At 51.6% G+C, this 22,433-nt stretch carries 24 protein-coding genes; 13 read left to right on the plus strand and 11 right to left on the minus strand.

Annotated elements, in window-relative coordinates; genetic code table 11:
* Positions 1-10: 10 nt before the first annotated feature.
* The 6 genes from CW734_RS02365 to CW734_RS02390 all read right to left on the minus strand — a co-directional run bounded on the left by CW734_RS02365 (position 11) and on the right by CW734_RS02390 (position 5,574).
* The gene (locus tag CW734_RS02365) at positions 11-793 is read right to left on the minus strand and encodes a putative hydro-lyase (protein WP_101189262.1); all 783 of its coding nucleotides are present in this window, start codon (positions 791-793) and stop codon (positions 11-13) included.
* 14 nt (positions 794-807) lie between these two features.
* A complete protein-coding gene (locus CW734_RS02370) occupies positions 808-2,013 on the minus strand; it encodes an NRAMP family divalent metal transporter (protein ID WP_101189263.1) in 1,206 nt (401 codons plus the stop codon).
* Between the two features lie 22 nt (positions 2,014-2,035).
* Positions 2,036-2,806 (minus strand): LamB/YcsF family protein, encoded by a 771-nt coding sequence (locus CW734_RS02375; RefSeq protein ID WP_101189264.1) that lies wholly within the window; start codon positions 2,804-2,806, stop codon positions 2,036-2,038.
* Positions 2,803-3,783 (minus strand): 5-oxoprolinase subunit C family protein, encoded by a 981-nt coding sequence (locus CW734_RS02380; protein WP_101189265.1) that lies wholly within the window; start codon positions 3,781-3,783, stop codon positions 2,803-2,805. The genes CW734_RS02375 and CW734_RS02380 overlap by 4 nt, the downstream gene beginning before the upstream one ends.
* Complete coding sequence (gene pxpB / locus CW734_RS02385) at positions 3,767-4,465, minus strand: 5-oxoprolinase subunit PxpB (RefSeq protein WP_101189266.1); 699 nt, start codon at positions 4,463-4,465, stop codon at positions 3,767-3,769. Before pxpB ends, CW734_RS02380 begins: the two co-directional genes overlap by 17 nt.
* A gap of 275 nt (positions 4,466-4,740) precedes the next feature.
* Complete coding sequence (locus CW734_RS02390; protein ID WP_101192107.1) at positions 4,741-5,574, minus strand: transporter substrate-binding domain-containing protein; 834 nt, start codon at positions 5,572-5,574, stop codon at positions 4,741-4,743.
* A 177-nt stretch (positions 5,575-5,751) separates the two neighbouring features.
* On the opposite strand from CW734_RS02390, the gene CW734_RS02395 reads away from it, so the two are divergent.
* The 4 genes from CW734_RS02395 to CW734_RS02410 are packed head-to-tail and all read left to right on the plus strand — an operon-like array spanning position 5,752 to position 9,311.
* Positions 5,752-6,417, plus strand: coding sequence for a TetR/AcrR family transcriptional regulator (locus CW734_RS02395; RefSeq protein ID WP_232787137.1), 666 nt, complete (start codon positions 5,752-5,754; stop codon positions 6,415-6,417).
* On the plus strand, positions 6,414-7,319 hold the full coding sequence (locus CW734_RS02400) for an ABC transporter ATP-binding protein (RefSeq protein ID WP_101189267.1): 906 nt from the start codon (positions 6,414-6,416) through the stop codon (positions 7,317-7,319). The genes CW734_RS02395 and CW734_RS02400 overlap by 4 nt, the downstream gene beginning before the upstream one ends.
* Entirely contained in the window at positions 7,319-8,920 is a 1,602-nt protein-coding gene (locus tag CW734_RS02405) for an ABC transporter permease (protein ID WP_232787238.1), read from the plus strand. Before CW734_RS02400 ends, CW734_RS02405 begins: the two co-directional genes overlap by 1 nt.
* Positions 8,921-8,933: 13 nt before the next feature.
* Positions 8,934-9,311, plus strand: a complete 378-nt coding sequence (locus CW734_RS02410) for a VOC family protein (RefSeq protein ID WP_101189269.1) — start codon at positions 8,934-8,936, stop codon at positions 9,309-9,311.
* Positions 9,312-9,404: 93 nt separating this feature from the next.
* On the opposite strand, the gene CW734_RS02415 is transcribed toward CW734_RS02410, so the two are convergent.
* Positions 9,405-10,094, minus strand: a complete 690-nt coding sequence (locus tag CW734_RS02415; RefSeq protein WP_101189270.1) for an LrgB family protein — start codon at positions 10,092-10,094, stop codon at positions 9,405-9,407.
* A 2-nt stretch (positions 10,095-10,096) separates the two neighbouring features.
* A complete protein-coding gene (locus CW734_RS02420; RefSeq protein ID WP_101189271.1) occupies positions 10,097-10,471 on the minus strand; it encodes a CidA/LrgA family protein in 375 nt (124 codons plus the stop codon).
* Between the two features lie 335 nt (positions 10,472-10,806).
* Between CW734_RS02420 and brnQ the strand changes: the two genes are divergently transcribed.
* Positions 10,807-12,180 carry a branched-chain amino acid transport system II carrier protein gene (brnQ, locus tag CW734_RS02425; RefSeq protein ID WP_101189272.1) on the plus strand — a complete coding sequence of 458 codons (1,374 nt, stop codon included), beginning with the start codon at positions 10,807-10,809 and terminating at the stop codon, positions 12,178-12,180.
* 44 nt (positions 12,181-12,224) lie between these two features.
* Here the strand turns inward: brnQ and CW734_RS02430 are convergent, their stop codons facing one another.
* Complete coding sequence (locus tag CW734_RS02430) at positions 12,225-12,887, minus strand: GntR family transcriptional regulator (protein ID WP_101189273.1); 663 nt, start codon at positions 12,885-12,887, stop codon at positions 12,225-12,227.
* 163 nt (positions 12,888-13,050) lie between these two features.
* On the opposite strand from CW734_RS02430, the gene CW734_RS02435 reads away from it, so the two are divergent.
* Both CW734_RS02435 and CW734_RS02440 read left to right on the plus strand, forming a co-directional pair.
* The gene (locus CW734_RS02435; protein WP_058382043.1) at positions 13,051-13,410 is read left to right on the plus strand and encodes a SpoIIAA family protein; all 360 of its coding nucleotides are present in this window, start codon (positions 13,051-13,053) and stop codon (positions 13,408-13,410) included.
* Positions 13,411-13,416: 6 nt separating this feature from the next.
* Complete coding sequence (locus CW734_RS02440; protein WP_101189274.1) at positions 13,417-13,773, plus strand: SpoIIAA family protein; 357 nt, start codon at positions 13,417-13,419, stop codon at positions 13,771-13,773.
* A gap of 710 nt (positions 13,774-14,483) precedes the next feature.
* On the opposite strand, the gene CW734_RS02445 is transcribed toward CW734_RS02440, so the two are convergent.
* On the minus strand, positions 14,484-14,687 hold the full coding sequence (locus CW734_RS02445) for a hypothetical protein (protein ID WP_101189275.1): 204 nt from the start codon (positions 14,685-14,687) through the stop codon (positions 14,484-14,486).
* A gap of 121 nt (positions 14,688-14,808) precedes the next feature.
* Here CW734_RS02445 and CW734_RS02450 point away from each other — a divergent pair, with 121 nt between their 5' ends.
* The 6 genes from CW734_RS02450 to CW734_RS02475 all read left to right on the plus strand — a co-directional run bounded on the left by CW734_RS02450 (position 14,809) and on the right by CW734_RS02475 (position 21,738).
* Positions 14,809-15,999, plus strand: coding sequence for a class I SAM-dependent rRNA methyltransferase (locus tag CW734_RS02450; RefSeq protein WP_101189276.1), 1,191 nt, complete (start codon positions 14,809-14,811; stop codon positions 15,997-15,999).
* Between the two features lie 141 nt (positions 16,000-16,140).
* Positions 16,141-17,355: an MFS transporter gene (locus CW734_RS02455; RefSeq protein WP_180956235.1), complete on the plus strand. Its 1,215-nt coding sequence runs from the start codon at positions 16,141-16,143 to the stop codon at positions 17,353-17,355.
* Between the two features lie 32 nt (positions 17,356-17,387).
* A complete protein-coding gene (locus CW734_RS02460) occupies positions 17,388-19,127 on the plus strand; it encodes an ABC transporter ATP-binding protein (protein ID WP_101189277.1) in 1,740 nt (579 codons plus the stop codon).
* A 62-nt stretch (positions 19,128-19,189) separates the two neighbouring features.
* Positions 19,190-19,951 (plus strand): MerR family transcriptional regulator, encoded by a 762-nt coding sequence (locus tag CW734_RS02465; RefSeq protein WP_101189278.1) that lies wholly within the window; start codon positions 19,190-19,192, stop codon positions 19,949-19,951.
* A gap of 95 nt (positions 19,952-20,046) precedes the next feature.
* Positions 20,047-20,793, plus strand: coding sequence for an endonuclease/exonuclease/phosphatase family protein (locus CW734_RS02470; RefSeq protein WP_101189279.1), 747 nt, complete (start codon positions 20,047-20,049; stop codon positions 20,791-20,793).
* A 96-nt stretch (positions 20,794-20,889) separates the two neighbouring features.
* Positions 20,890-21,738, plus strand: coding sequence for an endonuclease/exonuclease/phosphatase family protein (locus CW734_RS02475; protein WP_101189280.1), 849 nt, complete (start codon positions 20,890-20,892; stop codon positions 21,736-21,738).
* A gap of 57 nt (positions 21,739-21,795) precedes the next feature.
* On the opposite strand, the gene CW734_RS02480 is transcribed toward CW734_RS02475, so the two are convergent.
* Positions 21,796-22,425: a queuosine precursor transporter gene (locus CW734_RS02480; protein WP_101189281.1), complete on the minus strand. Its 630-nt coding sequence runs from the start codon at positions 22,423-22,425 to the stop codon at positions 21,796-21,798.
* Positions 22,426-22,433 lie beyond the last annotated feature (8 nt).

The following is a 22,433-nucleotide window of genomic DNA, read 5'->3' on the forward strand; positions in this document are numbered from 1 at the left end:
TTTCAATTGTTTAAAACACACTGAAGTCTTCTGATTTTAAGTCAGTGATGAACATATGGCCTGGTGCATGGGTGATCATCAAGGAAGGCTTGCTTTCCATGGCGACAGCTTGAGGCGTCACACCACATGCCCAGAAGACCGGCACTTCTCCTGGCTTGATTTCCACCGCGTCACCGAAATCGGGCTTTGTGATGTCTTGGATGCCGATCGATTCGGGATTGCCGATGTGGACGGGCGCACCGTGGACGTTCGGGAAGCGGCTCGTCACTTGGACCGCGCGGACGATGTCTTGTTCTTTGATCGGGCGCATGCTGACGACGGTCGGGCCTTGGAAGCGGCCAGCTGGAACGGCAGGAATCGAAGTCTTGTACATCGGCACGTTGCAGCCTTGTTGCTGATGGCGCATCGGGATGCCGTTTTGTGTCAGCGCTTCTTCGAATGTAAAGCTGCATCCAAGCAGGAATGCCACCATATCGTCAGTCCATAATGAGCGGATATCTGTCGTCTCTTCCGCCAATATGCCATCCCGGTAGACACGGTATTTGGGAATGTCAGTGCGCAAGTCTGCAGTCGGTGCTGACAGGGCCGGAACGAACGAACCGGGTTCTGTGACATCGATGACCGGGCAGGATTTCGGGTTGCGCTGGCAGAACAGCAGAAATTCAAATGCCATGTCTTTCGGCAAAATGGCCAGATTCGTTTGGATGAATCCTGGGGCAAAGCCGGAAGTCGGTGCTTGGAATTCGCCTGTTCTGATGGCGCTGCGCAGCTCTTCTGGAGATGTGAATTGCATGTTTCAACCACTCCTTATTTGAATAATTGCGGGATGCCGTTCAATAATGTGTAACCGCCCATCCAGGACATGGCAATAACGATGACGACACCGAAGATTGTCATCCACAGCGGGTGTTTGTAGTCGCCGACGATTTTCTTTTTGTGTGCGGCGATCAGCATGACACCGAGCGCGATCGGCAAGATCAAGCCGTTGAGCGAGCCGACAAGCACGAGGATCAAGACCGGGCGCCCGATGGAAATGAAAACGATGGTCGAGATGACGATAAAGCCGATGGTCAAGTAGCGGTGATATTTTTCGAGTACCGGGCTGAACGAACGGATAAAGGAAACGGATGTGTAAGCAGCGCCGACGACCGAAGTGACAGCGGCTGCCCACATGACGACGCCGAAGATCTTATAGCCGATATTGCCGGCGGCGAGCTGGAACACAGAAGCCGGCGGGTTGTCCGGGTCGAGCGCAAGCCCTTGCGAGACGACACCGAGTACGGCGAGGAACAGGATGACGCGCATGATCGAAGCGACACCGATTGCATAGATGGAGCTGCGCGTTACTTCCGGCAAATGCCGTTTGCCGGTCATGCCGGCATCGATCAGGCGGTGGCCGCCGGCGAATGTGATGTAGCCGCCGACCGTTCCGCCGACGAGCGTGACGATGGCGAAAATGTCGATCGTGTCAGGCACAAAGGTTTTTGCAACGGCTTCACCGATGGGTGGCTGTGCCGTGATCATGACGTAGACGGTCAATGCAATCATGACGAAGCCGAGAATCTGGGCGAAGCGGTCCATGGCGCGTCCCGCTTCTTTGACCATGAAGATCCCGACGGCTAGCAAGCCGCTAAGACCGGCGCCGAGTTCCGGGGAAATGCCGAACAGCACATTCGTACCGAGCCCGGCACCGGCGATATTCCCGATATTGAAGGCAAGGCCGCCGATGACGACGAGAAACGCCAGCACGTAGCCAAGCCCTGGCAGGACGTCATTGGCGATGTCTTGTGCGCGCTTGCCGGAAATGGCGATGATGCGCCAGATATTCGTTTGCGCACCGATATCGATGATGATGGAAATGAGGATGACAAAACCGAATGAAGCCAATAAGGTTTCAGTGAAAACGGTCGTTTGGGTCAAGAACCCTGGCCCGATAGCGGAAGTCGCCATCAAGAATGCAGCGCCTAGCAACACGCTGCGGTTGGTGTTTTTCATCTTTTTGACATTGTTCATGGAAGTTCCTCCTTAGGCGGTGTTAGACGATTTTTTGGATGTGTTGGATATCGATTCCCGCCTCTTTCAAGGAACTGGAAATATGCATTGCGAACTCTTTTGCGGTCTTGCCGTCGCCGTGTATGCAGATGGTGTCGGCTTTCAAAGAAGCATCGGTGCCTTGTGTCGTGGTGACTTTGTTTTCTTTGACCATGCGGATGACTTGCTGGATCGCGGCATCCGGGTCGGTGATGAGCGCATTGTCTTGGCTGCGCGGGGTGAGCGTCCCATCCGGCTGATAGGTCCTGTCTGAGAATACTTCATTGGCAGTGCGCAGGCCGATCCGGTTTCCAGCTTTGATGATTTCACTGCCGGACAAGCCGAACAAAACCAATTCCGGATCGATTTTATAGACCGCTTCCGCGATTGCTTCGGATAACTTAGCATCGCCTGCCGCCATATTGTACATAGCGCCGTGAGCTTTGACGTGTTGCAATTTCCCGCCTTCTGCTTTGACGAAGCCGTAGAGCGCGCCGATCTGGTAGACAACGAGGTCGTATACTTCCTGGGGCGATACAGCCATCTGGCGGCGGCCGAAGCCGGCAAGGTCCTGGAGCCCAGGATGTGCGCCGATGCCAACATTTTTCTCGAGTGCGAGCTTGACGGTTTCACGCATCGTCGCCGGGTCGCCCGCGTGAAAACCGCAGGCAATATTGGCGGACGTGACATAATCAAGAATTACTTGGTCGTTTCCAAGTGTATACGTACCGAAGCTTTCCCCCATGTCACAGTTCAAATCTACTTTGTGGTTCATGTCCATTCCTCCCGTTTCATTTGGATGGCGATCTTCAATTGGCGGATCTGCTGTTCTTGTTCGATATAAAGTTGTTGTGCATCGTCCGCGGATATGTGGCGGAACTTCAGCGATTCGCCGGGTTTTAATTGGCTGATCAGCGGCAAGTCGACCGATGCGACTTGGCCGATTTTCGGATAGCCGCCGGTCGTTTGGCGGTCGGCGAGCAAGACGATCGGGTTGCCGTCTGCCGGCACTTGCACAGAGCCGAACGCAACCGCTTCCGAAATCAATTCTTCCTGCTTTTCGAGCGCCAGTTCAGGCCCCTCCAGGCGATAGCCCATCCGGTCTGAATTGGCAGAGACGGTGAAGGTTTCCTCGAATATGCGCAAGCGGCTCGCTTCATTAAAGAGTGCGTACTGCCGGCCTGGCATCATCCGGACAATCGGCTCCTCGTGGTAGCGGGCAGGGGGAATGAGCCAATCAGGCGTTTGGGCATTCTGGTTTTTCAAGGCATCTAGGCGCTGAGGCGAAATGGGTAAGGTCTTTAAACTGTCGCCATTTTTCAGCGCGCGTCCCTGGAAGCCGCCGATGCCTGCCCGTAAATAGGTCGAGTGGCTGTCCATGACGGCCGGAACGTCAAAACTGCCGGCTACCGCCAAATAACTGCGGGCGCCGCGTTTCGGTTCGCCGAACGACAAGACGCTGCCTTTTGGGACGAAATGGCCGCGCCACATGGCCAGTGGTTCGCCGTTAAGCGAAGGGGATAGGTCGCCTCCGCAAATGGCGATGAAATGGTCGGCGTCGAACTCGATGATCGGCCCGGATAAGGCAATCTCCAAGGTCGGGGACGTTTCCGCGTTGCCCGCGAGCAAATTGGCGATGCGGTGGGCAAACGGGTCCATGACACCGCTTGCGATGACACCGTAGCGCTGGAAACCTGTTCGGCCGAGGTCCTGGACCGCTGTCTGCAGCCCGCTTTTACGAATGTTCAGCATCTCGCTTCGCCTCCTGTTTGCGGTATTCGGCTTCATCGATCTGCGTGAAGCGGATTTCATCGCCTGCGCGCAGCAAGCTCGGAATGTCCTGTTCCGGAACGAACAGGCGCAGCGGCGTCCGGCCGATCAATTGCCAGCCGCCCGGTGTTTCAATCGGATAGACGCCGGTTTGCATGCCGGCGATGCCGACGGTGCGTTCAGGAATGCGCAAACGCGGCGACTTTCTGCGTGGGGCGGCAATTTTTTCGGACATGCCGCCGATGAACGGAAATCCTGGGGCGAAGCCGATCATGTGCACGCTATAGACGCCGGACGTGTGGATTTTGATGACTTCTTCTTCGGTGAGGCCGTTATGCTCCGCGACAAAGCTGAGATCAGGGCCGAAATCACCGCCATAGCAAACCGGGATTTCGATTTGACGTGGTGTGGGTGCTTCGACCTCATCTAAATGGGCCGCTAGGAGCCGCAATTCCTGTTCAACTTCTGCTTGCCTGATCTGGCATGGGTCGTAAAAAACAGTCACTGTCGTGAATGCCGGGATGAATTCAACCAGCCAATCCGGTGTTTGCTTTTCCAGAAGAGAAGACAGTTTGCGTACTGCTTGTTCCGACTCTTTATTGATGATGGTACCGGTTTCGATGACCAGCGCCTGTTCACTGAGCGGGGAAAATGTGAATTCCAAAAGTTCACCTCATCTGCAGATTATTCTAAATACTTTAATAGTATAATGCTTTTCACTAGTGAATGAAAGTGGAGAATAGTTGGAGTTTATCATCTTAATATAGTAAATAATCGTTGAAGTAAAAGAAATAACTAAATAGATAGGCTCAGCAAAAAGGATGATCGTGGAAATAGAGAGAAAGCGCTTCCGAAAATTATTTGAGAAATGCTATTAAAATAATAGCATTCTGTAAAAAAACCCGATGGCCGCAGAAGCGGGCATCGGGTCAGTAGAGCTTATTCTTCAATGTCGATTGGCTGTGTCACATCGGCGCCGTCAAAGAACTCAGCGGAAAGTTCAGCGATGGTGCCGTCTTCTAGCATTTCATCAATTGCTTTGTTGACGTTTTCGACCAGTTCATCGTTGCCTTTGTTCATGACCATGCCGCCTTCAGAAGGGCGGTATTTGATCGTCGGATGGATGACGATGTCGAGTTCCGGGAATGCTTCGATGGCAAGCGTCTGCAAATAATAATCGTTGAGGATGACATCGGTGCGGCCAATTGCCACATCGCGCAAATAGGTTTCGTTCGTTGCATTGTCATACGTCACTTCTTCAGCGCCATAAGAACGGGCTGTTTCCATATAGACGGATGTCGAAGCGCCAGCTGCTTTTTTGCCTTCGAGATCTTCGAGCGTCTCGATGCCAGAAAGGTCGCCTTCGCGGACAATGGCGGTACCGTATGAATATTTGAACGGCGTGGAGAACACGAATTTCTCCTTGCGGTCTTCGTTGATTTCGATATCGTTCGCTGCGATATCAACTTGGCCGGTCTGGACGGATGTCATCATCTCGTCAAAGCCCATTTCAGAGAATTCCACGTCAAGTTCGAGGCGTTCAGCCATTTCGCGGACCACTTCGACTTCAAAGCCGGTCAATTCATCGGTGCCTTCCTCGCGGTACGAAGTCGGGTAAAGCGCGCCGGATGTCGCAACGGTCAATGTGCCTTGTTCTTGAATCTCGTCCCAAGCACTTGCAGTGTCAGCAGTTTCTTCGCTGTCACTGCCGCACGCGGACAAGGTAAGTGCTGCGGCTGCAGTGAGTGCGGCGACAGAAAACTTAGGTGTCATGATTTTATTCAAAAGAAGCTCCTCCTGTCTTGTCATACTTATGTAAAACATAGCATGAGAAGCGCTTTCAGGGAAGCTGAAATACTTCCAGAGATAAACACGGAATTATCTGATTTTTAAGTTTGACCAGGGTGGTCGAATGTTGTATATTTAAGTCGACCAGGGTGGTCTAGTTGCGTGAAGGAAGAGGAGGTGGATATCATCATTGCACGATTTGAAAGTTTGGAAGAAAGCAAGCAACACACCATCCGCCAGGCAGCGCTCGAGGAGTTTGCGCAACATGGCTACAAGAAAGCGTCGACCAACCGCATCGTCAAAGCGGCAGGGATCGGCAAGGGAATGTTGTTTTATTATTTCACCAGCAAGCAGGAGCTCTACGAGTATTTGGTGAAGTATAGCCTTGAATTCATCCAAAGCCGCTATTTGAATCGAGTGGACGCAGGGGAATCAGATTTAATCGAACGGCTCACGCAACTGGCCCGCTTGAAAATGGAAGCCCAAGCGGAAAATGAAGAAGTGTTCAAGTTCTCGGCGGTTTTTTTGCAAGAAGGGGAAGCGCATTTGCCGAAAGAGCTGGGAGCGAAAATAGAGGAATTGAAGCAATCTGGCTACCGGCTTATGTATGAAGGCATCGACCATAGCCGTTTCCGAAAAGACGCGGATCCCGAGAAAGTGTTCCATTTGATCCGTTGGTCAATCGATGGCTACCAGCAGGAACTGCTTGCCAGGTTGACAGGGCAAAAACTTGCCGAGATCGATTTTGCGCCGCATTGGGAAGAATTCTATGCGTATTTGGCTATTTTGAAGAAGAGCTTTTACGAAACGGAGGAGGAATCGCGATGACGGTCGTCAAAACACAAGGGCTCAGTAAAACCTTCGGAGATTTCAAAGCGCTGGATGGTGTCGACATCGAAGTGAAAGAGGGGGAAGTGTTCGGTTTTATCGGGCCGAACGGGGCAGGAAAGTCAACGACCTTGCGCGTCCTGCTTGGAATTTTGAAAGCATCCGAAGGCAGTGCCGAGATTTTCGGCAAAGATGTCTGGAAAGATGCGGTCGATATCCATAAACGGGTGGCGTATGTGCCGGGTGACGTCAATTTATGGCCAAACCTGACCGGCGGCGAAGTGATCGATTTGTTCGGAAGATTACGCGGCGGCTATGATAAGGACCGGCGCGATGAGTTGATCAGCCGTTTCGGGCTCGACCCGGGCAAGAAATGCCGGACCTATTCAAAAGGGAACCGCCAGAAAGTGGCGCTCATCGCCGCCTTTTCCGCAGATGCGGATCTCTATATCTTCGATGAGCCGACTTCTGGCCTCGACCCGCTCATGGAGCGCGTGTTTTCAGAATATGTCCAGGAAGCGAAAGCGCAAGGCAAGAGCATCCTATTGTCGAGCCATATCCTGTCGGAAGTGGAAAAGCTGTGTGACCGGGTAGCGATCATCCGTAAAGGGCGCATCATCGAAACCGGGACACTGAAGGAAATGCGCCATTTGACCGGATCGCTAATGTTCATCGAAACCGACAAGCCGATACCGGATTTGGCGGAGCTTCGGGGCGTACACCGTGTGCAGGCATTTGACGGGGGCTGGTCGTTCCAAGTGGACGCCGATGAACTCGACGCGGTCGTCCGTCATTTAAGTGCGTTTGGCATCAAGCGGATGGAAAGCCGGCCGCCGACGCTGGAAGATTTGTTCATCCGCCATTACGAGGAAACGGAGACAGGAGCAGGAGGTGGCGTGTGATGAGCCAGCTTTTTGACCATACATGGAGTTTGATGCGTTTTATCCTGCGGCGCGACCGCGTCCGTCTGCCGATTTGGATCTTGTCGTTCGTCTTTGTATCGGCAGGGATCGTCCTCGTCTTCGACAATTTATACGGAGATGATATCGAGCGGCAGGCCATTGCGGAAACGATGGAAAATCCAGCCATGGTCGCGATGGTCGGGCCCAATTACGGCGGGGCGGATTATACGACCGGCGCCATGACGGCACATGAAATGCTGGTCATGACCGCAGCGATTGTCGCCTTGATGAATATCCTGCTGGTCAGCCGCCATACACGCGGGGATGAAGAGGAAGGGCGGCTTGAGCTCGTCCGTGCGCTGCCGGTCGGGCAGTTGTCCAGTTTAACGGCGGTGTTGCTGGTGCTGACAGCTGTCAATGTGCTGCTTGCGATATTGACCGGTGTTTCGATGGCCGCGCTGCAAGTCGAGAGCGTCGACCTTCACGGTTCGCTCTTGTTCGGCGCAGCGCTCGGTGCGACTGGCTTGTTCTTCGCGGCGTTAACGGCCGTGTTTGCCCAGCTTACGCAAAATGCCCGCGCGACGACCGGCTTGTCGATTGCCGCTTTGCTGGTGTTTTACATGATCCGCGCGATTGGCGACGTCATGAGTGAGGCCTTGTCGCTCACTTCGCCGCTCGGCTGGATCCTGCGCGCCAAGCCGTTTGTCGAAAACTTATGGTGGCCGGTCATGCTATCGGTCGGTTTGGCGGTGGCGCTGTCTATCTTGGCGCTGTATCTGAACAGCATCCGCGATCACGACTCCGGCTTTTTGCCAACGCGCGCTGGCCGTACGCAAGCCCCGGCGACGCTCCGCGGGCCGTTCGGCTTGGCGTGGCGGCTTCAGCGTACCGGGTTGATTGCCTGGGCGGTCGCTTTGTTCATCCTGGGCATCTCGTATGGTTCGGTGCTCGGGGAAATCGAACGCTTTTTTGAAGGCATCGATTTATTTCAGCAATTGATCGTCGAGCAGGAAGGCTTTAGCTTGATCGAGCTGTTCATCCCGGTGCTGTCTTCGGTCATGGCGATTCTCGCCTCGATTCCGGCCATCATGGTGATGCTGAAAGTGAAGACGGAAGAAAAGAATGGACGTATGGAACACGTCATCGGCCGCTCGGTTTCCCGCTGGCGCGTGGCGTTCAGCTATTGGCTGCTTGCCGCGTTGACGGCGATTACGATGCTGTTCTTGACCGGTAGCGGGCTCGGCCTCGCAGGCAATGCCGTGCTCGATGAAGATCTTCCGCTTGGCACGTACATCGGCGCTTCGTTCGTGTATTTGCCGGCAGTGTTGATCATGATCGGTTTAGCGCTCGTGTTCATCGGCTTTTTGCCAAGTTTTGCGAGCGTTATCTGGCTCTACTTAGGTCTATCGTTTTTCGTTGTCTATTTGGGCGAGCTGTTGCAGCTTCCGGATTGGGTGGAAAAGCTGACGCCTTACGGACATATTCCAGCAATTCCACTGGATGAGGTCAATTACGGCGTGCTCGCGCTGATGATTGCAATCGCTGTTCTCCTGTCTGTTGTGGGGGCCTATGGTTTCCGACGGCGTGATTTGAAAACTTAAGGAGGTTGATCACATGACTCAAACGATTACGACATTTTTATTGTTTCAAGGGCAAGCAGAAGAGGCGATGAAACTGTATACTTCCATTTTCAAAAATTCCCATATCGATTCAGTGAAGCATCGGGAGGATGGTAAAGTAGAGCGAGCGAGCTTTACGTTGGCAGGCACCGAATACATGTGCATCGATAGCCCGATTCCGCATGAGTTCACTTTTACGCCTGCTGTGTCGCTATTTGTCCAAGTGGATGATGAAGCGCAATTCGATAAAGTCTTTAGTGCTTTAAGCGAAGATGGAAAAGTACTGATGGAACCTGGCGATTACGGCTTCAGCCGGAAATTTGGCTGGTGCAATGACCGCTTCGGCGTATCCTGGCAAGTGACGATCAACTAGAGAATCCCGGTGCATCCGTGCACCGGGGATTTTTTGTGGAGCTATTGAATTGCGATGATGGTAAGGAGAGATGATTTCTCGTTTTAAAATAGGTTAAAGCAGCAGCCAGGCAGCGAGCGGGCTGAGCAAGGCGCCAAGAACGGCGGCCAAGGTCATCGCGACAGAACTCATCGAAGCATCTTCCGGGCCGTATTCGAACGCTTTGGCTGTGCCAAGCCCGTGGGCAGAAGCGCCGAGGCCGATGCCGCGCCCGATCGGGGAGTCGATGTTCAATAAGTGCAGCAAATACGGCCCGAGCAGGATGCCCGTGAAGCCGGCGACCATGACGAATACGGCAGCCAGCGATGGAATGCCGCCGATGGTTGAGGCGACTTGCATGGCGACAGGGGTGGTCAATGATTTCGGCAAGACCGTCAAGATCAATTCTTCCGTAAAACCAAGCCAGCGTGTAAACAAGGTGCCGCTGACAAGACCTGCAATGACGCCGGCGACAATTCCGGCAGCGATCGGGACCAGGTTTTTCTGGAGCAATTCACGATGCTTATAGAGCGGGACGGCAAGCGCGACGACAGCCGGGCCGAGAAAAGCCGCCACCCAGTCGCCGCCTTCCATATAGGTTTCATAAGGGACATCGAACAGGATCAAAATGGCCACGAGCGCTACCGTCGCTGTGATGACCGGATTCAAGGGCGTTTTACGAAAGCGCAGGTACACGAAATTAGCGATAACGTAAGTCGCTACGGTCAGGACGGAGAACACAATGGCTGCGGGAGTGAATGCCATGATTACGATTCCTCCTTTTGCGCTGCGCTTCGATTCGCAATGTACTGGCTTGCAAAGCCGGCAGCCGCCATCGTGATGAGCGTACTGATGATCACGATCGGCAGCAGCAACACGCCTTTTCCGGAAAACAAGGGGCCGTAGTCAACGACGCCGACCGTTGCCGGAATAAAATATAAGGAAAGAAAACTTAATAAAAAAGTAGCGCCAGCGTCTATCCATTCCAGTGGATAGATTTTCAGCAATAAAGCGCTGAACAATAGCAAAAAGCCGATGATGCTTCCGGGCATCGGCAACTGGAGCAAAGCTTGAATGGCTTCGCCGATCAGCAAAAATCCGTACAGGACAAGCAATTGCAAAATGATGCGTACGATCTTCATTGGGCACCTCCGCCTTCCGGTCAGTTTTGGAAAACGATGGACGTCTTCATATATGTAGATATTTTACAGCAATGGACTGGAAATGCGAGCCAATAGTTTCGGGAACTGAGGCGGAATAACTGTAAGGAAAGGAAGAAAATGTTATAGCGCGAAAGCTCTATATAACTGCATTTCGAGCGAATAATGAAATTTTCCGAAAACAAGAATTTAAGACTTGCATTTTGTAGAGGATGTTGTAGTATTACCTTATGCAATATATCGCATACAATTATTCGTTGATAGTATTTTGGGATAAAGAAGAATGAATATTCAAAAAAGTAAGGGAGCTAGTAAGTATGGACAGCAAATTATCGATGAAGGCTTATCTTATCATGGGGACAATGCTTTTCGCATTGTTTTTCGGGGCAGGGAATTTGATCTTTCCGGCACAGCTCGGCCAGTACGCAGGTGAAAATGTTTGGGTGGCGATGGCTGGTTTCTTGACGACAGGGGTCGGCTTGCCGCTTCTCGGCATCTTGGCGATCGGCTTTTCGAAAAGCCGGGACTTGCAGGATCTCTCGAGCCGTGTGCATCCGGTGTACGGCTTATTGTTCACCGCCGCGCTTTATTTGACGATCGGGCCGTTTTTTGCATTGCCGCGGACAGCAGCCGTTTCTTATGAAGTGGGCATCGTGCCATTTATCGGAGACGGATCGATTACGATCGGTTTGATTGTCTTCTCGCTCATTTTTTATGTGGTTTCTTTATTGTTGTCGTTGAACCCAACGCAAATGGTCGACAGCATCGGTAAATTCCTGGCTCCGGCCATCTTGATTGTCCTTGGCGTCTTGCTGGTCGCGGCGTTCATCTCTCCGATGGGCGAGGCTGGTCCTGCACAAGACGGGTACGCAAGCGGCGCATTTTTGACCGGCTTTACGGAAGGATACAACACGATGGACGCGCTCGCTTCGCTCGTGTTCGGGATCATCGTCATTTCAGCGGTCCAGAAAATGGGCGTCACTTCATCTAAAGGCTTGCTGAAGGCGACGCTTCTCAGCGGTGCCGTGGCAGCCGGATTATTGGCTGTCGTTTACACGGGAATCGCTTTCCTTGGCGCGACCAGCACTTCTCAGCTGGGCCTTTTGGAAACTGGGGGGCCGGTTCTGAGCGGGGCTTCTGAACATTATTTCGGCACATTCGGCGCCATGCTATTGGCCGTGATCATCATCTTGGCATGCCTTACAACAGCAGTCGGCTTGACTGTCGCCACTTCAGAATTTTTCCATAAGCTGACGCCTGGCATCAGCTACCGCACCTATGTCTTTATCTTCACCATCTTTTCGTTAGTGGTAACAAACGCTGGACTTTCGAATATCATCACGTATTCCATTCCGGTATTGATGTTCTTGTATCCACTCGCAATCGTCCTGATCATGCTGGCGTTCATGTCGCCGCTTTTCAACCACAGCCGCATCGTCTACGTATCGGCTATCGGCGTGACGTTCTTCATCGCGATCGTTGACGGATTGAAAACTTTGACAGGCTCGCTCGGCATTGAAAATCCGGCTTGGCTCCAAAGCATCATCGACTTTTATGCTGAGGTCCTGCCGCTCTACGGAGACGGGCTCGGTTGGCTAGTGCCGGCTTTGGCTGCAATCATCATTTCAGGTGTAGCCACCCGTTTGAAAAACCGCGGTGAAGCGGAATCTCCAGCACTTACAAATCGCTAAAAAAAGCTGTCTCCAACGTGTCAGACACGTTGGAAACAGCTTTTTTAAATACCTTTCGAAGCGGTCAAGTCTTCGATGGTGCGGACCCAATTGGATTTCATCAAATGTGAAATCTTTTCGGCATCTCCGGCTTTCAATGTGTCGATGATTTCGATGTGCTCGTCATGGGAGCGCATCGTCAAGACTAGGGAATGGTGGAAAAATTGTCTGCGGACATGTGATTGAAGCTGGCCGAGAATGGAATCTATATATGGATTTCCGGCTGCATCCACGATGATCTGATGGAATTCTTCATCGATTTTCAAAGCAGAGAAGGAATCGCTGTTGCGGATGGCGCGCGCAAATTTCCGGTTGGTTTCTTCCAACAGCCCAAAAATCTCAGGGGTCAAATTCGGAATGGCCAGCTCACCGGCAAGTGCTTGCAGCACAGCAAGAGGAGGCAGGAGGTGTTTGATGTCTTCGATATGGATATCCGTAACGCGTGTCGCTTTGCCGGGAAACATTTCAATGAATCCTTGTACTTCAAGAAGCTGCAGGGCTTCACGAATCGGCGTCCGGCTCAAATTGAGCGCTTCAGCGAGTTCGGTGTCAACCAGTTTCTCACCAGGCTGTAAGGTGCCGTCGATGATCCATTGCTGCAATTGTAAGTGGGCACTTTCTTTAGCGGAAACGCGTACCGGCCTTGTATGGTCTACAGGAATCGGCATAGTAAATCTCCTTTCGAAATTATCTGACTCCATTATACACTAATCTGCAAAGCAATAAAATGCAGAATGCAATATATCTAAAACGCTGATTTGCGAATGTCAGTTTGATGCCCTCTGTAAAGGGAATAACAGCATTATCAGGAAACTTTAAGGAGGAGCCGCCATGCTATCATTCTTTACCAGTAAAGACGAACAAACCTTTGCTATCGAAGTCGAGGGCAAAGTGACCAAAGACGATTTGAAGAAATTTGACAATGTGGTGTTCGAAAAATTCCGCAACGATCAGAAATTTAATGTGTACGCCGTGATCGGCGATATCGACACGCCTACAGCGGGCGCCATGTTCGAAGAGTTGGCCATCGATGCCAAACGCTGGAGCCAATACAATAAACTCGCGGTCGTCAGTGAAAAAGACTGGCTCGACAAAGTATCGGGCGCACTCGACAAACTGCCTGGCGTGCAAGCCAAACATTTCCCAATGGACCAGATGGAAGCAGCCTGGGATTGGATAAAGGAGAGGTGACGAGATATGTTGTCAATTGTACCGAGTAAAGACATCGAAACGATTGCGATTGAAGTGGAAGGGCGTGCCAGCAAAGCCGATATCGAGAAACTGGATCACGTCATCCGCGACAAAGTGAGCGAAAAAGGGCATTTCAATATGTATGCGATTATCTACAAAGTGGAAGATTCAACCTTGTTCGATGCGGCAGACAGTGCGGAAATCGACCGGCATAGCTGGAGCCAAGCGCGCAAGTTCGCGGTTATCAGCGAAAAGGACTGGACCTCGGCAGCGAGCGGCTGGCAAGGCTTCGCGGACGGCCTGGAAACACGCCATTTCAACCTTGACGAAATGAACGATGCATGGGAATGGATGCAAGAATGAATAATGGATACAAAGCGTTCCGCATTTCTGCGGAGCGCTTTTCTTTGAGTGAACTATTGAAGCCAGAAATTAGAATACTTGGAATGAAAAGAAGTGAAAAGAAGTGATTGGAAAAGCTTGCGCTTTTCGACTGCGTTTCAGGGGACGCTTGCCGGGGCGGGTGTTGAGCCAAGGTGGCAAAAAGCGCGCCACCTTTGTCTCCGCCAGCCCGCTCGGTCCCCAGGCGTCGCCCCTTCCACTCCGTCTCTAGTTTTAGAGTGAAAGACTGTTTTTTCAGCTCATTAAATATTAAATGTAGAAACAAATCAGGTTTTCTAGCTCAAGTCATCTTTGGTATAGAGAAGCTAGCTTGTCCAAAGCATCAATATGCCAGACGCTGCATCTCAGGAAGCGATTCCCCCGCTAGCCGGTAACTGAATAAAGAAGCAGACCTGATTAAACATACCCGGATCAATGAAATCTTCTAGCCGCCTAGCGTAAGGGGGTGAGCCGACGCAGTAAGACAAGTATTCTTCTTGGCTTGCTGCCAAAGGCCAACCCAAAGCACGGCGGCGACTACTCAGACGAAACTCAAACAGAAGCAAAAACAATTCAACGTCTAAACTCCCACTATCTTTTCCAATCATGTCCCGGGAAGCGATTCCCCTACTAACCTGAAGCTCCGATAGAACATCAAACACATTTCCACAAGCTAACCCTCGCTATCTTCACTAAGCTTCTTCAATACGCTCAAGCTCTGCACGCACGATGTGGAAGAGGTTCAAGACGATTGTCTTGCCCGCTGCATCTTCAACCGGAAGCAAGCTGACGGCAATGCCGATAAAATGGTCTTCAAGCGCGCCTTCAATGCGAATGCCTTCAAGCATATCCCCGTTGGTCAGCAGGATGTTGTAGATGTAGAATTTCTTTTTCACGACGGCTCCTCCTTTCCTTATCCAATTCACTGAAAAGGGCGTTTGAAAGTGGGCAGGGCGACGGATTTCCTTTACACTGATTATAATGCAAAACGCAACGGCATAGATAGGATGAGGAATTGTGAGAAACGAATTGACGGCAACAGTGAAAGATATTTTGAGAAATGAATTGGCGAAAGGGTCGCCACTCATTACAAAAGATGGATTGATGAGTGAAATCGAGGCGCCGGAAGGAACTTTGCTGCGACTCGTCGACAAAGATGGGGAATATTTGGGCACAGGTTATTACGGCGAACAGAACAAAGGTGCCGGCTGGGTCTTGACGAGAAACCAAGACGAGGCGGTCAGCCAAGCCTTTATCGAACGCAAATTGGAATTGGCCTTCAGCCGCCGCGAGAAATTCTTCAACAATCCGGAGACGACCGCTTTCCGTGTCTTCAACGGCGAAGGCGATGGTTTCGGCGGATTGACGATTGATTATTACGCCGGATTCTACCTGCTGTCCTGGTATAGCGCAGGCGTCTACTCGTTCCGTGAAGACGTCGTGGCAGCTTTGGAAAATGTAGTGGAGTGCATCGGAATTTATGAGAAAAAACGGTTCGATACGAAAGGCCAGTATATCGAAGATGATGATTTCGTAGCGGGCGAGCGCGGGGAATTCCCGTTGATCGTCCAAGAAAACGGCATGAATTTCGCAGTGTATTTGAACGACGGCGCGATGACCGGTATTTTCCTCGACCAGCGCGATGTGCGCCAGGCGATCCGCACGAAATATGCGGACGGCAAAACCGTGCTCAATACCTTCTCCTACACAGGGGCCTTTTCTGTGGCGGCGGCGCTTGGCGGTGCGGATAAGACGACGAGTGTGGATCTCGCGAAGCGCAGCTCGGCGAAAACGATTGAACAGTTCAGCATCAATGGCATTGATTTCGACGAGCAGGATATTCTGGTCATGGATGTCTTCAATTATTTCAAATACGCGAAGCGTAAAAACTTAAGCTTTGATATGGTCGTCCTCGATCCCCCAAGCTTTGCGCGCTCGAAAAAGCATGTCTTCAGTGCGGCGAAAGATTACACCAACTTGATGAAAGAAACGATCGATATTACGGCGCCGGGCGGCTTGATCGTTGCCTCGACCAACAGCGCTTCATTCAATATGAAGAGGTTCACCCAAATGATCGATAAAGCATTCAAAGATAAAAACCAGAAATACAAAGTAGTGGAGACTTATAGTCTGCCGGCGGATTTCCATGTCGACCGGAGATTTCCGGAAGGCGATTACTTGAAAGTGCTATTCCTCCGTTTACTGTAAGGCGGGCTCATAAGCAGAAACAAAGAGCGCAGATGGGCATTCAATGGCGAATGTGCAACTGCGCTTTTTGTGCATTTCGTCTCTTGAATGAATTGGTTTATAATGGAAAAGAACGCGATTACTTAATTTGGAGGCGGCACTATGGCAAAAGAAATTTCCTCATCATCGCTCGCGGGGAATCCGGTTTATCCGGTGATGTTCGCGATCGGCGGTGTTCATTTATTGAACGATTCCTTACAGGCAGTAATTCCGGCGATGTTCCCGATTTTAGAGAAGGATTTGGGGCTCAGCTTTACGCAGCTCGGGCTGATCGCTTTTGCGCTCAATATGGTGGCGTCTGTGTTGCAGCCGGTTATCGGCTTTGCGAGTGATAAAAAACCGATGCCTTATGCATTGCCGCTCGGCATGGTGTTTTCGTTTATCGGGATTGCAGGCTTGGCCTTTGCGCCGGAGTATTGGCTCATCTTGCTGTCGGTCATTTTCCTCGGTTTCGGTTCTGCGGTATTTCATCCAGAAGGCTCACGCGTGTCGTATATGGCAGCGGGTTCAAGGCGCGGCTTGTCGCAATCGATTTACCAAGTCGGCGGCAACTCCGGTCAAGCACTGGCGCCTTTGATCAGTGCCTTTATCCTGGTGCCGCTTGGGCAACGGGGAGCGGCCTTGTTTCTTTTTGTCGCAGCACTTGGCATTTTTGTATTATCCAAAATTTCTGCCTGGTACAAGGCGCAATTAGAACGCGATAAATTGGAGAAAGTGAAGAAAGCCGTGCTATCTTCCTTGCCGCCTTTGACGAAAAAGCAAGTGGGCACTGCCTTGACTTTGCTGTTGTTGATTATTTTCGCGCGCACTTTTTACATAACGACTATTACGAGTTTTTATATATTCCATTTAATGGATAATTACGGTGTGACAATCCAGCAAGGACAAATGTTCATCTTCCTATTTCTTGGGATAGGGGCGTTCGGGACCTTTTTCGGTGGCCCGCTGGCAGACCGCATCGGCCGCAAGCGCGTCATTGTGCTGTCGTTGATCGTACCGATTCCGTTGGCGCTTGTGCTGCCGTATGTAGCATTGCCGATTGTCGCTGTCATTCTTTCCATATTGGGCTTTTTCCTCATGTTGAGCTTTTCCGTCATGGTCGTCTACGCCCAGGAGCTCGTACCGAGCAGAATCGGCACGATGTCCGGGTTGACGGTCGGTTTGGCGTTTGGGATGGGGGCCATTGGAGCCGTCGCGATTGGGGTGTTGATGGATTCGATCGGCGTTTATGAAACGATGATCATTATTTCCGTGCTGCCGATTCTCGGGCTGGTCGGGCTGGCTTTGCCGAAAGACCGGAAAATTGCTGCTGCGTAAATGGTTTGACCGGATAGATAGGAGATGGAGTTATGGAATCAATTCAGAAAAAACAGGGAATCAAGCCGTTTTTCGCACTATTAACGTCGATTAAAATTCCGAAATGGGCATTGGTTTTCGGGCTGGCGACCAGTTTGGTCACGACGATCGTTGGCTTGCTCGTCCCGTTGCTGACAAGAGAATTGGTGGACGGGTTTTCAGTAGAGGCATTGAGCGGAGGATTGATTGCCGCGCTTGCCGCTGCCTTTATCGTGCAGGCTGTCATCAACGGCGTATCGATTTATTTATTGAGCATGGTCGGGCAGCGGATCGTGGCTGGGCTGCGCGAGCGCATGTGGCTTCATTTGCTGCGTTTGCGTGTCGGCTATTTCGACCAGCACGCAAGCGGGCAGACGGTAAGCCGTGTCGTCAACGATACCGGCATCGTCAGGAATCTCATCACCGATCATTTCCCGAATTTCGTTACCGGCATCATTACGATCATCGGGGCGGTCGCGATTCTTCTTGTGCTTGACTGGAAAATGACCTTGATCATGATGCTCGCAGTGCCGCTGACGATTGCCATCATGATCCCTTTAGGGCGCAAGATGGCGAAGATTTCCCGCAGTTTGCAGGACGAAACTGCTGTATTCACGGGTGACGTCCAGCAGACGCTCGGGGAAATCCGCTTGATGAAATCATCGACAGCGGAACGAGTGGAAGAGCAGCGCGGGCTTTCGGGCATCCAGAAATTATACGGGCTCGGCATGAGAGAAGCGAAAGTCTATGCTTTGATCGGCCCGCTCATGTATTTGGTCGTCATGGTGGTCATCGTGATGATCATCGGCTACGGCGGCATCCGTGTATCGGAAGGGTCAATGTCGACCGGATCTTTAGTCGCCTTTCTTCTGTATTTGTTCCAGATCGTCGTGCCGCTCGCTACGTTTGCGCGGTTCTTTACGGAATTGCAAAAAGCGAAAGGGGCGACAGAACGCATCATCGATATTTTGGAATTGCCGCTTGAAGAACAACAGCGCGGCATCGAACTGGACATCACCGGCAAAACGCTGCGCCTTGAAGACGTCAGCTTTGCCTACGAAAACGGAGAGCCGGTGTTGCAGGGCGTGTCGTTTGAAGCGCGGCCCGGCCAGAAGATTGCGTTTGCCGGGCCGAGCGGCGGAGGCAAGACCACCATTTTCGGGTTGATCGAGCGCTTTTACGAACCGACCGCTGGGACCATTACAATCGGTGATGTGCCGATTGGGGATGTGGCGATTGCTTCTTGGCGCGACCAGATCGGCTATGTATCACAGGAAAGTGCCATGATGGGCGGGACGATCCGGGCGAATCTGACTTACGGCTTGCCGGATGCCGACAACTATGAGGATGAAGAGTTGTGGCGCGTATCCCGCATGGCGTATGCCGAGGAATTCATCGCTTCGTTTCCGGACGGATTGGATACGCAAGTCGGGGAACGCGGCGTCAAATTGTCCGGTGGGCAGAGGCAGCGCATTGCCATTGCCCGCGCATTTTTGCGCGACCCAAAATTATTGATGATGGACGAGGCGACAGCGAGCCTCGACAGCCAATCGGAAGGCATCGTCGGGCAGGCGCTGGGCCGTTTGATGGAAGGGCGCACGACATTGGTCATCGCCCATCGTTTGTCGACGATCGTCGATGCCGATAAGATCGTCTTTATCGAAGGCGGACGGGTCACCGGCATTGGGAACCACCGAGAGTTGACCGGAAAACACCCGCTATACCGTGAATTCGCCGAGCAACAATTGACGTAATGTTTTTTCTTGACCTTGACGCTGCGTCAAGGTTTAAGATGAAGTCATCAGGAGGTGGCGGCATGTACACAGTGCAGAAATTGGCAACGCTTGCCGGTGTGAGTGCGCGCACTTTGCGTTATTACGATTCGATCGGCTTATTGACACCACAGAAAAATGAATCCGGCTACCGGTTGTACGGGAGCGCAGAAATTGACCGTCTTCAGCTCATCTTGTTTTACCGGGAGCTCGGTTTTGGGCTTCACGACATCGCGAAGCTTTTGGATGAGCCGGATTTTGATGAAACCGAAGCATTGATCGGACAGCGGGAACAGCTGCTCCGTGAACGCAGCCGCCTGGACCTTTTGATTACCAATGTGGAGAAAACGATTTCCACAAAACAAGGGGAGAGTCGAATGGCAGATCACGAAAAGTTCGAAGGATTCAAGAAGCAGCTGGTCGATGACAATGAAGCGGCTTTCGGGAAAGAAATCCGCGACAAATACGGCGACACGGAAGTCGATCGTTCAAACGCCAAAATGCTCGGCATGGACCAAGAACGATACGAAGCGTTCAAGCGCCTTGAGCAGGAGATCCTGGAGAAGCTGGAGCATGCGCTGCAAGAAGGCGAACCGGAAGGAACCTCGGGGCAGGAAGTAGCCGATTTGCACCGGCAGTGGCTCGGATTTACATGGCGAAGCTACGAGCCGAAAGCACACGCAGGACTGGCGGAGATGTATATCGCAGATGAACGTTTTGCGGCCTATTATGAAAAAGCCGGCGAAGGGGCAGCGCAATATCTGCGGGATGCGATCATCGCTTATACAGATCAGCGAAGCGAATAAAAATGGGCCCGCCTGCTAGCGGGTCTTTTTGGTTTCAATCGGCAAGGCAGGGGAATGGAAGTACACAATATTAAGAGAAGGCGGGGGTGTGGAAGATGCTGACAGTGATGAGCTTTAATATTGCATCAGGCAAACGAATCGACGGGAAGCTCGACCTTGAACTAACGGCCCAGGCAATTGAACAAGGAAAAGTGGATGTCGCTGGATTGCAGGAAGTGGACCGGAACTTTTCTTCCCGCAGCCGTTTTTGGGACCAGGCCAAATGGCTGTCCAATCGGCTCGGCATGCACATGGCGTACGAGCCGAATTTGGTCGATAGGGGAGCCGGTGGCGGGCGCCCGAAGCGTGAATACGGCAACGCCATATTGAGCCGTTATCCAATCGTGTCCTCCCAAAACCATGATTTGAGCGCAGTTGAAGTCCATCCGGAAGAATTCGAACCGCGCGGAATGCTCGAAGCGGTCATCGAGGTGGCAGGCCGCCGGTTTTCTTTCTATAATACGCATCTATCGCTGATTGACGAGGAAGTAGACCGCAGCTTGACAGAAATCCTGACCATCGTAACCGATAACCCGCTTCCCCAAGTGCTGGTGGGGGATTTTAATGCTGCGCCTTCTACTAAGCACATCAAGCGATTCTCCAAGCATTTTTACAACGCGTTCGGTTCGGGGCCTTATCCGGATACGTATAAAAAACAAGGTGATCACGGCCAAAAAATCGATTATATTTTTCACGATGCCCATTTTCAGGCGATAGAAGCATGGACCATCGACACCGAGGCATCAGATCATGTACCAATTGTGGCAAAAATCAGAAATTTACAAAACTCTAACAATTTTTAACCTGTTTTTAACTTACAAAAGCGTCATCCTTGCTATAATTAAGGGGACAATTGCAGCTGCCACTGATTCGTTTCAACCAGAAAAGGAGATGGTCTCATGCACGGCGATGCCAGCAGGACACCAACAGTGAAAGTGATGTCGTTCAATATTGCCCATGGAATGGGAATGGACGGCGAAGTGGATTTAGAAAGAACCGCACAAGTGATCGAAGCGTCGGGAGCCACTATTGTAGCACTTCAGGAAGTCGACCGTTATTTTTCGGCCCGCAGTTTTTATATGGACCAGGTCGAATGGCTTTCTGAACGGCTAGGGATGTACGCCGCATATGGCGCCAATTTGAACCAGGCGCCCGATGATCCGGAACGCCCGAACCGCCAGTACGGCAATGCTACGTTAAGCCTTTATCCAATCAAATACGCAGAAAATCATTTTTTGACGCAAGTCGTTACCGACATCTACAATAATGAGCAGCGAGGCGTTCTCGAGACAGTAATTGAAGTCGGGGGCACATACCTCAAAGTATTGAATGCCCATTTAGCGTTGAAAGATGAAGAGCTTGAAATGAGCGTTGCGGAAATATTGGAGATTGCCGGCAAAAGCCATTTCCCGAAAATCATCGCGGGCGATTTCAATGCACCGCCGACACATCGCCACTTGGCCCATCTCCACCACACTATGACAGACGTCTTCTTGAAAACGAAGCGCGGCGACGCCTATACGTATCCGTCTCCTTATGAAAATCACGAAACCGGCGAATCGTTCAAGCCGATGACGCGTATCGATTACATTTTTGCAGACCGCGGCTTTGACGTGCGGGATGCAGAAAAAATCGAAACGGCTGTATCGGATCATTTGCCGATCACCGCAGAGCTCGTTTGGACACAGAAACACGACTCGGCTGCAATCCTTGTGCCTGTAGCCCAGCCAGCCAAACAAAAAATTTAAATACCAAAAGCCGCCGGCAATGTTTAACTGCCGGCGGCTTTTTTATGCATGGATCGATTACGCGAAGCTTTTTTGAGTGACTGTCTTGGAGCGGCGCGCGAGTTTGACGAGCAGGTAGACGAGTGGCGTATCCGCTGCTGCGACGACCCATTTGAATACATACTGCGTCAAAATCATGGCGGCCAAAGCCGACAGCGGCATCGTGCCGTAAAAAGCGATTGTGATAAAAATCGTCGTATCGACCAATTGGCTGACCATCGTTGAGGCATTATTGCGCAGCCACAATTTCGATTCGCCGTTTCTGGCTTTTAATTTATGGAAAATCGTGACGTCCAGGTTTTGGCTGATGAAATAAGATACTAAGCTTGCGAGCGTTACCCGGAAGCCAGCCGAGAAGATCGATTCAAACGCTGCCTGGTCCGCAAAAAATGGCGCAGACGGTAAATGGATGGCCGCAAAGATGAACGCCAGGGCTGCGAGTTGTGTGATAAACCCAGCCATAACCGTTTGGCGCGCGGCTTCTTTGCCGTACACTTCCGCAATCGTGTCGGTGATTGGGAACGTGAAGACATAGACGATGACTGCAGCCGGCAGTACGGCCCATTCGCTGATGGAAAATAGTTTTACGGCCAAGATATTCGACAGGATGAGCAAACCGACAAAAGCGCCGTTCAAATAAAGTAACATGGACGGTT

The sequence above is a fragment of the Planococcus sp. MB-3u-03 genome, assembly GCF_002833405.1.
Classification (GTDB): Bacteria; Bacillota; Bacilli; order Bacillales_A; family Planococcaceae; genus Planococcus.